At 71.9% G+C, this 13,771-nt stretch carries 10 protein-coding genes; 7 read left to right on the top strand and 3 right to left on the bottom strand.

What is annotated here, in order from left to right:
• Position 1 precedes the first annotated feature (1 nt).
• The 3 genes from OG519_RS30080 (at position 2) to OG519_RS30070 (ending at position 3,267) form a co-directional block, all read left to right on the top strand.
• Complete coding sequence (locus OG519_RS30080; RefSeq protein WP_405590422.1) at positions 2-1,471, top strand: hypothetical protein; 1,470 nt, start codon at positions 2-4, stop codon at positions 1,469-1,471.
• Positions 1,472-1,688: 217 nt separating this feature from the next.
• Complete coding sequence (locus OG519_RS30075; protein WP_405590420.1) at positions 1,689-1,982, top strand: hypothetical protein; 294 nt, start codon at positions 1,689-1,691, stop codon at positions 1,980-1,982.
• Positions 1,983-2,271: 289 nt separating this feature from the next.
• The gene (locus OG519_RS30070) at positions 2,272-3,267 is read left to right on the top strand and encodes an SDR family NAD(P)-dependent oxidoreductase (protein WP_405590417.1); all 996 of its coding nucleotides are present in this window, start codon (positions 2,272-2,274) and stop codon (positions 3,265-3,267) included.
• A 134-nt stretch (positions 3,268-3,401) separates the two neighbouring features.
• On the opposite strand, the gene OG519_RS30065 is transcribed toward OG519_RS30070, so the two are convergent.
• From OG519_RS30065 to tal, 3 genes are all read right to left on the bottom strand, one after another.
• The gene (locus OG519_RS30065) at positions 3,402-4,430 is read right to left on the bottom strand and encodes an iron-containing redox enzyme family protein (protein WP_405590414.1); all 1,029 of its coding nucleotides are present in this window, start codon (positions 4,428-4,430) and stop codon (positions 3,402-3,404) included.
• A 63-nt stretch (positions 4,431-4,493) separates the two neighbouring features.
• Positions 4,494-5,165: a HemK2/MTQ2 family protein methyltransferase gene (locus OG519_RS30060; RefSeq protein ID WP_405593117.1), complete on the bottom strand. Its 672-nt coding sequence runs from the start codon at positions 5,163-5,165 to the stop codon at positions 4,494-4,496.
• 239 nt (positions 5,166-5,404) lie between these two features.
• Positions 5,405-7,102, bottom strand: a complete 1,698-nt coding sequence (tal, locus tag OG519_RS30055) for a transaldolase (RefSeq protein ID WP_405590411.1) — start codon at positions 7,100-7,102, stop codon at positions 5,405-5,407.
• 500 nt (positions 7,103-7,602) lie between these two features.
• Between tal and OG519_RS30050 the strand changes: the two genes are divergently transcribed.
• The 4 genes from OG519_RS30050 (at position 7,603) to OG519_RS30035 (ending at position 13,471) form a co-directional block, all read left to right on the top strand.
• Entirely contained in the window at positions 7,603-8,577 is a 975-nt protein-coding gene (locus OG519_RS30050) for a YihY/virulence factor BrkB family protein (RefSeq protein WP_405590408.1), read from the top strand.
• A 117-nt stretch (positions 8,578-8,694) separates the two neighbouring features.
• Complete coding sequence (locus OG519_RS30045; RefSeq protein WP_405590405.1) at positions 8,695-11,007, top strand: catalase; 2,313 nt, start codon at positions 8,695-8,697, stop codon at positions 11,005-11,007.
• Between the two features lie 170 nt (positions 11,008-11,177).
• Positions 11,178-12,368 carry an alcohol dehydrogenase catalytic domain-containing protein gene (locus OG519_RS30040; RefSeq protein WP_405590402.1) on the top strand — a complete coding sequence of 397 codons (1,191 nt, stop codon included), beginning with the start codon at positions 11,178-11,180 and terminating at the stop codon, positions 12,366-12,368.
• A gap of 662 nt (positions 12,369-13,030) precedes the next feature.
• Positions 13,031-13,471: a hypothetical protein gene (locus tag OG519_RS30035; RefSeq protein WP_405590400.1), complete on the top strand. Its 441-nt coding sequence runs from the start codon at positions 13,031-13,033 to the stop codon at positions 13,469-13,471.
• The last annotated feature ends 300 nt before the right edge of the window (positions 13,472-13,771 follow it).

Genomic DNA, 13,771 nt, shown 5'->3' with positions numbered 1-13,771 from the left:
CGTGAGTCTCTCCCCTTCGCCGCTGCACGGCACCGGCCCGCGCCCACCTGACGACGATGGCCGAGCGACCCCTTCAGCTCGGCGTCCGGACGTGGTGGCGGCCGGGGCGGCGGCGTTGTTCTTCCTGGTCATGGTGGGTATCGGGGCCTGGCTGCAACGCGGCAGTTATCTGCTCAGATCGCCGTGGCCGCCGTTGGAGGCCTGGTGGCGGCCGCACGCCGGGCCCGGTACCCCGCTGGCCGTCATCGTGGCGGGGTTCGTCGTCGGGTACGGGCCGGGCCTCGCCGCCCGGCTGCCCTGGCGTGGGCTGCTGTGGTCCGCGTGGGGGACGGCGATGGCGTGGACGTGGTCGCTGGCCCTGGTGGACGGGTGGCAGCGCGGCATCGCCGGGCGGCTCACCGCCTCCGGTGAATACCTGGCGGAGGTTCCGCGGTTCCACGATGCCGGCCCGGCGGTGCGGACGTTCACCGACCACATTCTGATGCACTCCCCCGCGCACTGGACCACCCACGTCGCCGGGCATCCGGTGGGCGCCGTGCTCACCTACGTCGGTCTGGACCGGATCGGACTCGGTGGCGGCGCGTTCGCCGCGGCCTTCACCATCACCGTCGGCACGTCGCTGGCCCTGGCGGTCCTGCTCACCCTGCGCCTGCTCACCGGCGAGGAGCGGGCGCGGGCCGCCGCGCCGTTCCTGGCACTCGCCCCGGGCGCGGTCTGGGTGGGGGTCTCCGCGGACGGCTATTTCGCCGCCGTCGCCGCGTGGGCCCTGGCGCTGCTCGCGATCGCGGCCACCCGCGCCTCCCGCTGGGGCACGGCCGCCGCGGGCATCGCCGGCGGGCTGCTGTTCGGCGCCGCGGCCTACCTCTCCTACGGGCTGGTCCTGCTGGCGGTTCCCGGTCTGGTGGTCCTGCTGTGCGCCCGTACCGCGCGCCCGGTCCCGTACGTGCTGGTCGGGGCCGCCGCGGTGGTCGTCGCGTTCACCGCCGCGGGCTTCGACTGGTGGGAGGCGTACGGACTGCTGAGGACCCGTTACTACCAGGGCTACGGCGGCGTACGCCCGTACAGCTACTGGTTCTTCGGGGACCTCGCGACCGTGGTGGTGTCGGCCGGGCTCGCCTCCGTGGCGGGGCTGCGCAGGACGCTGGCCGGGGCGTCCGGCGGGGTTCGGAACTGGTGGGCGGGCGGCGACCGTACGCCGGTCCGGGCGGCCGGGCACCTGCGGGGTTGGTGGCTGCGCGGTGACCGTCAGGCGATCGCCGCGGTCCTGCTTCCCTGCGGATTCCTCCTCGTCATGCTCGCCGCCGACCTGTCCGGCATGAGCAAGGCGGAGACCGAACGCATCTGGCTCCCCTTCACCCTCTGGCTGCCCGCCACCGCCGCCCTCCTCCCCCGCCGCGACCACCGCGCCTGGCTCGCCGCCCAGGCGACCGTCGCGCTCCTGGTCAACCACCTGCTGCTGACCGGCTGGTAGCGGGCGCAACCGTGACTCTGTCGGGGCTCTTGGACTCGGTCAGGTGCCGAGGGTGCGCCGAGACTTGGGCCGAGGTGCAGTGGATGCGGACCGGGCGGGGGCGGCACTGGCTCCTGGTGAACCGGGCCACGATCAGCGGTGCCGCGGTGGGCGTGGATGCCGGCAGGGCCTGACCGCCATTGGTGGCGGCCGAGGTGGTGGCCACGGGGAAGCGTTCATGAAGAACCTGACGCTCAAGACCGGCAACTGCAACCACCGCCGCTACCTGCCCCACCTGCTCTCGCTCGTCACCACCGGCGCTCTGGACCCGTCGCCGCTGGTGACCCGCTGGACAGGCGCGGAAGACGCGGTCGAGGCCTACCGCACGTTCGACCGCCGCGAGAACGGCTGGACCAAGGTCGCCATCGGCCTCGGCGGCGCCGGCGACATGCCGCCCGGTTCCGGTGAGGACGCGGGAACCGGCGCCACCACCGCGGGCACCGGCGGCCCGGCCGCGACCACCGGGCAGTGAGACCTGCCGCGCCCGGCAGCGGTCCGCTTGCCACGCACAACGGTGACACGGAGGTACGGATCACCTCTGCCGCCGGTCCGGACGGAGCGGGGCCGCTGATCCAGCGGCGCCAGGCCGCCGTTTGCCGCGACACGGTCCGGGCAGCCGCAAGAGCGTGATCGTCCTCAGGGAGGAGGAGCGGGCGGCCTGCCAGCGTGATAGACCGGCGGGTGGACGCCGCGCCACCGAGACCGCGAGTCAGCACTGATCTGCTCCGCCCAGAGTGCGGCGCACCGTACGAGGAGACCTGATGCGCAAGCAATCCCGTACCGCCGGATCCCTTGCGGGACTGACGGCGGTGGTGACCGGTGGCTCACGAGGGCTCGGCCTGCTCATCGGCGGCGAACTCGCCGCCCGTGGCTGCGCTGTCACGATCGCGGCCCGGGACGCGGACGAACTCAGCCGGGCGGCAGACCTGCTGGAGGAACGCGGCCAGGGAAGCGTACGGACCGCTGTGTGTGATGTGCGCGAGCGCGACGAGGTGGAGGCGCTGTTCACCTCGACCGCCCAGGCGTGCGGAGGCGTCGACATCGTGGTGGCCAACGCGGGCGTCATCGAGGTGGCGCCGGTCGACGCGATCGGCGCGGACGAGTTCGACGAGGCGATGGGGACGATGTTCGGCGGCGCGCTGCACACGTCTCTCGCGGCGCTGCCCCACCTGCGGCGCAGCCCCGCCGGCGGCCGTCTCGCGCTGATCGGGTCGATCGGTGGCCTGCTCGCCGTCCCCCACCTGCTCCCGTACTCCTGCGCGAAGTACGCCGTGGCGGCGCTGGCCGAGGGTCTGCACACGGAGGAAGCGCAGCGCGGTGTGTCGGTCACGGCCGTGCACCCCGGGCTGATGCGGACCGGATCCCACGGACAGGCGGAGTTCGGCGGAGACGCGCGTCGCGAGTTCGCCTGGTTCTCGGCGCTCGCGGGCACCCCGCTGGTGTCGATGGACGCCGAGCGGGCCGCCTCGCGCATTGTCGCCGCAGTGGCCCGTCGGCGGCCCCGTATCGTCCTGACGCCGGCCGGCAAGGCGGCCGACCTGCTGCACGGGATCGCCCCGGTCACCGTCACCCGCCTGTCCGGGATCGCCGCCCGCGCCCTTCCCGACGCCGACGGCGCCGAAGGCGGCCTGCGCAAAGGGCGTGACATCACGGAGCGGCCGCGAGGGGTAGGCGAGCGGCTGCGGGCCTGGGGAAGCGCCCTGAACGACCGCGCGGCCGTCCGCCTCAACCAGCACGCGCCGAAGACCCGCCCCTGACCCCTTCACGATCCACGACCAGGCCGCCGCGACCGCCGGGGTCCTCACCGGCGAACGCGTCACCCGCCGCCGACCCCGCGGCTCCTCCAGAGGCGGGAAAACGGCGGCGGCACCTTCTCAAGCGGGCGGTCCGATCATCGTGCGCTGGTACGAACGGCCGGGCGCAACGCGGTTCCGTCGCGGTGCCACGCGTGCAGGAGGAATCGGGCGAGGCGGTCTTCCAGCAGGCTGGTGGCTTCGACGCCGAAGGCGACATCGGGTTCCAGATGCGGTTCGGCGGCGAGCAGCGGGGCGATGATCTCGTGCCGCACCACCTGTTCATGCACGGCGTCGGCTTCGACGTGCTCCTCGTAGAACCGTACGGCCGCCGGGCCTGCCCCCAGCCGACGCATCGCTTGGGCCAGGCGGCGCGAGCCGGGCGAGGAGGTGATCTCGACGGCCGCGAAGTGACCGATCAGCGCGCCGCGCAGCGCGCGGTGCAGACCGAACAGGGACATGAGGTTGACCGTCGCGAGCGCCTCGGCCGGAGCGGCGTCGAGATAGCGCCCGTAGGCGGTGTCCAGGCCCAGATCGTTCATGAGGTCGGCGAACAGCCGGGCGTGGACGTTTTCGGCTCGGCCCGCGCCGAACTCGTCGTACTCGACGGCGACCATGGCCGCCTTGGCCCGGCCGTGCAGCCGGGGGATGACCCAGGCATGCGGATCGGCTTCCTTGAGGTGGTACAGGGAGCGCAGGGCCGCATACTCCCGCAGGTGGGCCAAGGTGCCCTCCCGTCGCAGGAAGTGGCTGACACCGGTCCCGTCGTCCGTCGCGGGCTCGACCAGCAGCTCCGCGATGACCTCGTCAGCGCTTGTGCTGCCCTGGACGTCCGTCCGCAGGGCGGCGAGGAAGTGGCTCTCCAGCGTGCGGCGGAAGGCCAGCAGGGCGGGATCCCACTCACGGTTCTCGTCGACGCCCTCGAACCCCTGGTAGTGCAGCTCGTAGAGCACGTACAGCGCCAGTTGGAGATCGCCGCCGTAGGGATCGGCATCCGTGACGCGCGGCGCGTCCGGGAGGAGGCAGCCGCCGTCGCGCAGGGCAGCCGTCACCGCGCGGGAGAGTTCGCCCCGCGGCTGGGGGAGGTCGGGAGGGGCGCTGCGCGGCTCGGTGAACGCTGTCGTCATGCCGTCTTTCCGTTCTCGTGCGTGTGGTCGTCCGTCCGACCGTGGTCTGTTCGGTGGTGGCGCTCAAGGACGTTCGGCCCGGATGACCACCAGCTCCTCCTTGTCCTCGCCTTCCTCCAGCAGCCGCTGTTCACGGAGCCAGGGCAGGCGCGAGCGCAGCACCGGGCCCAGCGGGATGAGTTCGCGGTCGATGACCTCGGCGGTCAGGCCAGCTTCCCGCAACCGGTCGAGGGTGGTCCCGGTTCCGCTCAGCGCGGAGTGGACCATCAGCAGGACTCCGCCCGGCCGCAGCATCCCGGGAGCGGCGGCGCAGATGCGGTCGACGACGGACCTCCCGTCATGGCCGGCGTCCCACGCGCGGGCGGCGCCGCGGGGTTCCCGGAGGCGGCCGGGCGTGGGCACGTAGGGCGGGTTGCTGATCACCACGTCGAAGCGCCGGCCGGGTGTCGCGAGGTCCGCCCGCCGAACGGTGATCCGTTGCCCGGCCAGGGCGGCGTTCAGCCGGGCGCACACCACAGCCCGCCGGGTGATGTCGATCGCGGTCACCCTGGCACCGGTACGGGCGGCATACAGCGCCAGCGCCCCGCTCCCGGTGCCGATGTCCAGCACGCTGCTTCCCGGGCCGAGCCTCTCGGCCCGGATGGCCCGCATCATCGCCCTCGTGTCGTACTGCGGCGCGTAAACGCCTGGCAGCCGCAGCAAGCGGTCAGGCCTTTCCGACAGCCAGAGAGCCATCGCGTCCATCACCTCACATCCTCAACGCGCTCGCGGAGCTCCGGCACGGACGGGCCGGCGTCGCGAGGATCTGCCCCGATCGGGCACCGCGGCATCGGAGCGACGACGCGGTGTGCCCGAACGAGCAGGTCAGGGCGCCGCCGGCGCCGACCGTGAAGGTGTCTGCCCCGCCGACGAGGGCTCACGCACGCACAGGGCCATTCGAGTGCGCCTGAGACACATGACAGCAGGACGAGCTGTCAGGCGGTGGGGTGGGTGGGCCGGAAGACGGCGCCGACCGCGGCGACGCGCAGTTCTTCCAGTACGGCGGACTGCTGGTCGGCCCGCTCCAGAAGCTCGTCCAGGTGTTCGACGAAGAGCCGCTCGTCGGACTCGGCCAGCGTCCGCAGGCTGCGCCAGCAGGCCGCCTTGCCCCGCACCCCCAGCAGCATGGACTCCAGTTCCAGCACATCGCTGAGCGGGGAGCGGGACAGGAGATGCCCGTTGGGCTTGATGCGGCCCGCCTTCTCGGCGAGCCAGCCGATAGCCACCTTCGCATGGTCGGTCGGTACGCCGAGGTCGGCCATGATCTGGGTCAGCGAGTCGCGGTCCTGCTCGACCTGCTGGGCCAGTCCGGCCAGCTCGGCGCCGTGGTCCCGGCCCTGGCGGGTCCGTGCGGCCCGGCGGAAGAGTTCGAGGCCCGCGGTCGCGCCGGACAGGTGGTCGTTGAGGTAGATCGCCAGCAGGCCGGCGCCGCCCGGCGAGTCCGCGCCCGGCTCCTGGGTGCCCGCCGGTCCGTCGGCCATGGTGGTGGCGCGCATCTCGTGCTCCACCGAGGCGGTGAGTTCGGTCCAACTGTCCTCGAACTTGCTCAGGCCTTCGCGTTCGAGGGTTTCGGTGACGTCCGCGAAGTCGACGCCGACACGCGCCAGCGCCTCCAGATGGGCCGCCGCGGCGGCGTAGCCCTCGGCGCCCTCGGCGCCCTCGGCGGTCGGCGCGTGGGCGGGCAGGGTGCCGTGGTCGGCGAAGGCCGCCAGGGTGGCGCCGGGCATGGTGTTCACGGTTCCCGCGATCGCGAGTTCGCTCACGTACATCGTGTCGGGGTAGGCCGGGTTCTTGACTCCGGTGGATGCCCACAGGGGCCGCTGCGGACGGGCTCCCGCCGCCGCGAGGGCCTGCCAGCGGGGCCCCGCGATCATCTGTTCGTACGCCTGGTGGGCGAGTCGGGCGTTGGCGATCGCGGCCCTGCCCTTGAGCGCCAGGGCCTCAGGGGTGCCGAGGTCGTCGAGGCGGCGGTCGACCTCGGTGTCGACGCGGGAGACGAAGAACGAGGCGACCGAGTGGATGTCCGCGAGGTCATGGCCCGCGGCCCGGGCCCGCTCCAAGCCGGTCAGATAGGCGTCCATCACCGCGCCGTAACGGTCCAGGGAGAAGATCAGCGTGACATTGACACTGATGCCCTGGGCGATGACCTCCGTGATCGCGGCCAGCCCCGCACGGGTGGCCGGAATCTTGACGAACAGGTTGGGTTCCGCGACCGTCTCCCAGAGTTTGCGCGCCTGCCCGACCGTGGCGTCGGTGTCCCGCGCCAGCCGCGGGTCGACCTCGATCGAGACCCGCCCGTCGCTCCCCTCCGTCCGCTCATGGACCGCGCCGAACTCCCGGCAGCCGGCCCGTACGTCATCGGTGGTCAGCGCGAAGACGGCGTCGTCAACGCGCACGCCCTCGCTGCCCAGCCGCCGCAGTTGTTCGGTGTAGCGATCGCCCTTGGACAGCGCGGAGGCGAAGATCGTGGGATTGGTCGTCACCCCGACGACGTGCTGGTCCGCGATCAGCTTCCGCAGCCCACCCCCGGCCAGCAGCTCACGGGACAGGTCGTCGAGCCATACCGACACCCCCGCGGCGGACAACTCGGCGAGCGGATCGGACCCGGCGGACGACGGGTTGGGAACCGGCATGCGAACCTCCTGAAGGTATGCGGCGGCGCCGGTCGGCGCCGGGCAACGGAACGCCGACCGGCGAACCCCGCTGATCGCCGGCCCCTGACGACGAACAGCGCCCGCCGTGCGGCCAAGACCACGACGAGCATCGGCCCCACGGCGTGGCAGCCTCCAGCCAGCCCCCTGCCCCGGGGGAAGCCACCCATGCGAAAGCCGTTCGGCCCCGTCCGGCCGGTTTGCGAACGTTCAGGCGCAATCGCCCGCCCCTTTCGGGTGAGAGGCACGCCCGGCAATGCCTCCGCCCGCACTGATTCGGCAAGCCGAGCGATCCGCCATTCGCGTACTCAAAAGGGGAACCCACAGGCAAAGTCAGCGCGGCGCGGGCAAGGATCGGGAGACCGGAAAGACGATGATTGTGCGGGTCGAAGGCAGCAGCGGACGCGCCCGCTCGGAGCCCAGAAGTCCAGGCCGCCGACCTCTGGGCTCCCTGAGCACTACCGCGAAGGGAGAGGGCTGCCATGGCAGGGCGCTGGGAAGAGAACGCCCGACCCCCGCACGCCGAAGGGCCCGACGAGCCGCCGGCCGGGGCGCCGACCGGCCTTCCCCGGCGGGCCTGGCGTGGCGCCCTGGTCCGTACCCCCAAGGAGTACAAGGCCGACAACCTCTCGGACTGGGCGGCCGCCCTCACCTACTACGGGGTGCTGGCGATCTTCCCGGCGCTGCTCGCCCTGGTCTCGATCCTGGGACTGCTGGGCAGTGCCAGCATCCGGCCTCTGATCGACAACCTGGCCACCATCGCGCCCGGCTCCGCCCGCGACATCATCACCAACGCGCTCCGGGAGCTTGAACGCAACAGGAGCCAGGCCCTCAGCGCCCTGATCGTCGGCACGCTGGCCGCGCTGTGGTCGGCCTCCGGCTATATCGCCGCCTTCATGCGGGCCGCGAACGCCGTCTACGACATCGGTGAGGGACGACCCGCGTGGAAGACACTGCCGATCCGGTTCGCGATCACCTTCGTCGTGGTGCTGCTGCTGGCCGCCATCGCCGTCGGCGTGGTCTTCACCGGCACCCTCGCCGACCGGACCGGGCAACTGCTGGGCATCGGGCACACCGGTGTGACCGTCTGGAACTACGCCAAATGGCCGGTGATGGTGATCCTGTTCGCCCTGATCATCGCCCTGCTCTACTGGGCCGCGCCCAACGTCAGCCGCGGCTTCGGCTGGGTCACGCCCGGCAGCTTGATCGCCGTACTCATCTGGATCGTCGTCTCCACGCTCTTCGCCCTCTACGCCGCGCACTTCTCCAGCTACAACAGGACCTACGGCAGCCTCGCCGCCGTGATCGTCTTTCTGGTCTGGCTGTGGATCTCCAACATCGCGATCCTGCTCGGCCTGGAATTCAACGCCGAACTCGAACGCGGCCGGGCCATCGAGTCCGGTCACCCGCCGGACCAGGAGCCCTACGCCGAGCCCCGCGACACCCGCGGCCTGTGAAGCCGGCCTCGCGGTCGATTCGGTGTCGCTGCGTCGGAGCCGCGGGAAGGGGTACCCGACTTCCGCGTACCCCGCGCGGCCAGTCCGCATGACGGCCGGATCCAGCCCCTCCCCCTGATGATCGGAGCCAAGGTGAGCAAGAAGGACAAGAAGAGCCCGGCGGCGGCCGCGGCTGAGAAGGTGGTCGACAAGGTGGTCGACAAGGTGCAGGAGGCCGTGCGTCCCGGCAACGAGATTCCGGGTGCGCCGGGTGTGGTGCCGCCGCCGGTGGTGGAGCCGACGGAGCCGGCCGGTCCGCTGCCGCCCAAGCACGACCAGCGCGGCCCGGACACCTACAGCCCGACCGGGCAGGAGACGGGGGTGGAGCGGAAGAAGGTGGCGCAGGGCGGGGAGTTCCTCACCACCGCCCAGGGCGCCCGGCTGTACGACACGGATCATTCGCTGAAGGCGGGTCCGCGGGGGCCGGTGCTGCTCCAGGACCACCATCTGCGGGAGAAGATCACCCACTTCGACCACGAGCGGATCCCGGAGCGGGTGGTGCACGCCCGCGGCGCCGCCGCCCACGGCGTGTTCACCGGTTACGGGACGGCGGCGGGCATCAGCAAGGCGGCGTTCCTGGCCAAGGACGTCGAGACGCCGGTATTCGTGCGGTTCTCCACGGTGCTGGGCTCGCGCGGCTCGGCCGACACGGTGCGCGACACCCGCGGCTTCGCGACGAAGTTCTACACCACGGAGGGTGTCTTCGACCTGGTCGGCAACAACATCCCGGTGTTCTTCATCCAGGACGCGGTCAAGTTCCCCGATGTGATCCATGCCGGCAAGCCGCATCCGGACCGGGAGATCCCGCAGGCGCAGAGCGCGCACGACACGTTCTGGGACTTCGTGACCCTGCACACCGAGGCCACCCACCACACGCTGTGGAACATGTCGGACCGGGGCGTCCCGCGCTCGTACCGGATGATGGAGGGCTTCGGGGTCCACACCTTCCGCCTGGTCAACGCCGAGGGCGCGACCACGCTGGTGAAGTTCCACTGGAAGCCGAAACTCGGGGTGCATTCGCTGGTGTGGGAGGAGGCCCAGATCACCGCCGGTGTCGATCCCGACTTCCACCGCCGCGACCTGGCCGACGCCATCGAGTCCGGCGCGTTCCCGCAGTGGGAACTGGGCGTGCAGACCTTCCCCGACACCGACGACCAGATGTTCCAGGGCATCGACCTCCTCGACCCGACCAAGATCGTCCCCGAGGAACTCGCCCCGGTGCAGCCGGTCGGGCTGCTGACGCTGAACGCCAACCCGTCGAACTACTTCGCCGAGACCGAGCAGGTCGCCTTCCACGTCGGCCACCTCGTGCCCGGCATCGACGTCACCAACGACCCCCTCCTCCAGGGGCGGCTGTTCTCCTACCTCGACACCCAGATCAGCCGGCTCGGCGGACCCAACTTCGGCCAGCTCCCCATCAACCGCACCCACGCCCCGGTCAACGACATGCTCCGCGACGGCATGCACCAGACCGCGGTACACCGGGGCGTGGCACCCTACCGGCCCAACTCCCTGGACGGCGGCTGCCCGTTCCTCGCCGGAGCCGACACCGGCGCCTACATCGAGGTCCCCGCCGACGTGCCCGCCGCCCGCACAGTCCGCGACGCACCCGCGTCCTTCGACGACCACTACAGCCAGCCCCGCCTCTTCTGGCTCAGCATGACCCCCACCGAACGCGAACACATCATCGCCGCCTACACCTTCGAACTCTCCAAGTGCTACGAGACAGCGATCAAGGAACGCGCCCTGCTCGTACTCGCCAACATCGACACCGAACTCTGCGCACAAGTCGCCACCGGACTCGGCCTGCCCGCACCCGCGCCCACGGTGACCCTCGACTCGCCCGACCCCAGCCCCGCGCTGTCGCAGATGGGCGGCCGCTGGCCGCTTGACGGCCGGACCGTCGGCATCGTCACCGCCGGCGACCAGGATCTGACCGAAGTACGCACAGCCCGGCAGGCGGTGCTGGACGCGGGCATGGTCCCGCTGGTCATCGCGCCGACGGGCGGTGTGCTCGACACCGACGGCGACCCCGTCACCGTGCAGCGCACCTTCGCCAACGCCCGCTCCACCGAGTTCGACGCGATCGTGCTGGCGGGTGCGCCGGCCGCCGGAGGCGATGCCTACGGGGCCCGCGACGCCAAGGTGGACGACGACGCCGCGGTGGTCACGGACATCGACCCCCGCGTGCTGCTCCTGCTCACCGAGGCATACCGCCACGGCAAGGCCCTCGGCGCCTGGGCCGACGGAACCGACGCACTGCAAGAAGCCGGCATCGCACCCGACGCCCCCGGCATCGTCGCCGCCGCCGACGCCACCGCGACCCTGGAACGCGTCACCGAACTCCTCGCCCACCACCGCGCCTGGGACCGCTTCACCCCGGCGCTCTGACCCCGGCCCCGTTTCGCGTCTCCCGCCCGGAGCCGGGCGGGAGACGCGACGGCGCCCAGACCGCCGCCGTAGGACTTCCGTGCCGCGTCGACGCCGCGGTCGTTTGCCGCAACACCTCCCGGGCAGCCGCACCATGACGATCAGGTCAACGGCGGAGGAGGCGGCTGGCCATGCGAGCGGCGATATGGCACGGGAAGCGGGACGTACGCGTCGAAGAGGTACCGGACCCGCGGATCCTGCACGAGACGGACGCGGTCATCAAGGTGACCTCTTCCGGGCTGTGCGGCTCCGACCTTCACCTGTACGAGGTCCTGGCGCCGTTCATGACGCCCGGCGACATCCTCGGCCACGAGCCGATCGGCATCGTCGAGGAGGTGGGGCCCGCGGTGAAGAACCTGGTGCCCGGGGACCGGGTGGTGGTGCCGTTCCAGATCGCCTGCGGACACTGCTGGATGTGCGGCAACGGACTGCCGACGCAGTGCGAGACCACACAGGTGACCGAGTACGGCATGGGCGCCCAACTGTTCGGCTACACCAAGCTCTACGGCGCCGTGCCCGGCGCACAAGCGGAGTATCTGCGCGTGCCGCAGGCCCAGTACGGCCCGATCAAGGTGCCGCAGGGTCCTCCCGATGACCGCTTCGTCTATCTCTCCGATGTCCTGCCGACCGCGTGGCAGGCGGTGAAGTACGCCGAGGTGCCGCCGGGCGGGAGTCTGCTGGTGCTGGGCCTTGGCCCCATAGGCGCGATGGCCTGCCGGGTCGCCCGGCAGTCGGGCGTCGAGCGGGTGCTCGCCGTGGACCTGGTGCCCGAACGACTCGACCGGGGCCGCGTGGACGGCGTGACCGTCCTCGACCTCAGTGCCTTCGACTCCGCGGACGAGCTGAAAAGCGCCGTCCTGGACCTCACCGACGGCCGGGGCCCGGACAGCGTCATCGACGCTGTCGGGACCGAGGCGCACGGCAGCCCAGTGGCCAAGCTGGCCCAGGCTGCGGCAGGGCTGCTACCGCGGCGCCTGGGCAGCACGCTCACCGAGGCCGCGGGCATCGACCGGCTCGGGGCACTTGGTCTGGCGATCGCGTGCGTACGTCGCGGCGGCACCATCTCGGTGAGCGGGGTGTACGGCGGCGCCGCCGATCCGCTCCCGATGATGACGATGTTCGACAAGCAGATCCAGCTACGGATGGGACAGGCCAATGTGCGCCGCTGGAGCGCCGAGATCCTGCCGCTGCTCACCGACGAGGACCCACTGGGTGTCGACTCGTTCGCGACGCACCATGTGCCGCTGAGCCAGGCGCCCGACGCCTACGCGATGTTCCAGAAGAAGGAGGACGGGGCGATGAAGGTCCTCTTCCGGCCTTGACGCCGCCGGGGGCCCACCCGGGTCCCCCGGTCAGGCGCTCGCCCTCGTGGGCTTCTCCTGCGCACGGGAACGATCCGGCAAACTCGCCGGCCCGCTCGACATCCGGCGGGAGCGGGCGCCGCTGCCAACGGGGCGCGACGGGACCGGGCGCTCCCGGTCGGCGCGAATGACGTGCCGGCCCGGGTCCGAGGCGAGGGCGGCGTCGAAAGCCCGCCGCGCCGAACTCGCCCTGCTCCATGGCGACCCATGCTCGCCCAGCGCCCGCTCGCCCTCGGCGGGAGGAGTACATTCCCGCCGAGGCCCTGTCTCCCGCTTCTTCCTACGGCGACCTGCTGGCCTATATCGCCATACCCGCTGGCCAGCTCTGTGTCGGTCCGCTCGCGGGCGCCGTCGGCGGCATCGAGGTGGCCGTCGGCGCGGGCATCGTCCACGCCGTCGCCACCGTCGCTCCGTGGCCTCCCCCGCGGTCCGCCGGCTGCCCCACCAGGCCGCGGCCGAACAGCCGGAGCCCGAGCCCACCGCGGTGTGACCTGCCCTCACGGCCGGCCTGTCCGCTCGCCATCAGGGCGTCCACTGACTTCGGCCGCACTTCGTGGAGCCGTTGCCGCCGAGTTGACCGGAAAATGCCTCCACCCGCCGTGCTCGCGCGCCAGGATGAACGCATGACGATTGCGGGTGTGGCGACCAATCTCGTGCTGATCGTCGGCCTGGCCGCGGCGGTCCTGCTCCCCCTGCGCTCGCGCGCGCGGGCCAGGAAGGCGGAGCGCGAGTGGCTGGCCGCGAGTTGGGAGTCACTCATCCTGGAGCGCGACGCGGCCCGCGCCAACGGCGTCTACCTGGTGCAGGCTGTCAACGTCTACCAGCTGGCGCAGCGCGGGTCCAAGGCGATCATCCGCTGGATGGACACGGGAGTGACCCAGGACGCCTGGTTCTGGAACTGGCACATCCCCCCGGGCTCCTACCTCCTCGTGCGAGGCGGCGCGGGGTACGGCCCGCACAACAACAATCCCAACGTCCTCTACGTCCGTCCCGAGGAAGTCCACCGCGTCCTCCCCGGCCATGCCCCGGCCGTCTGGCAGGCCCAGAAGCAGGCGCATCGGTAGCCGCACGGATCGCAGCGGTCCGGACGGCCGGCCGCCACCGCGCGGCGACGAGGTCCGCCGGTACCGCAGCGGGCATGAGCGGCGGGTCCGGTGCGGTGGCGGCCGGGGTGGTGGGTTCGGCGGGGCGGCGCCGTGTGCGGAGGCGATGTCCACCACCGTCTCGACGGTGTCGTGGAGCTTCTCCTCGTCGCGGACCGGAGGCTCGGACCTCTCGGTGAGGCGGCGGCCCACCGCGGCCTGCTGGCCCCGGCGGTACTTGCCGGACAGCAGCCCGCCGGCCGGCGCGCTCCACACCATGAC

This window comes from Streptomyces sp. NBC_01190, assembly GCF_045039895.1.
Taxonomy (GTDB): Bacteria; Actinomycetota; Actinomycetes; order Streptomycetales; family Streptomycetaceae; genus Actinacidiphila.
This window is presented reverse-complemented; position numbering and strand designations above follow the sequence as displayed.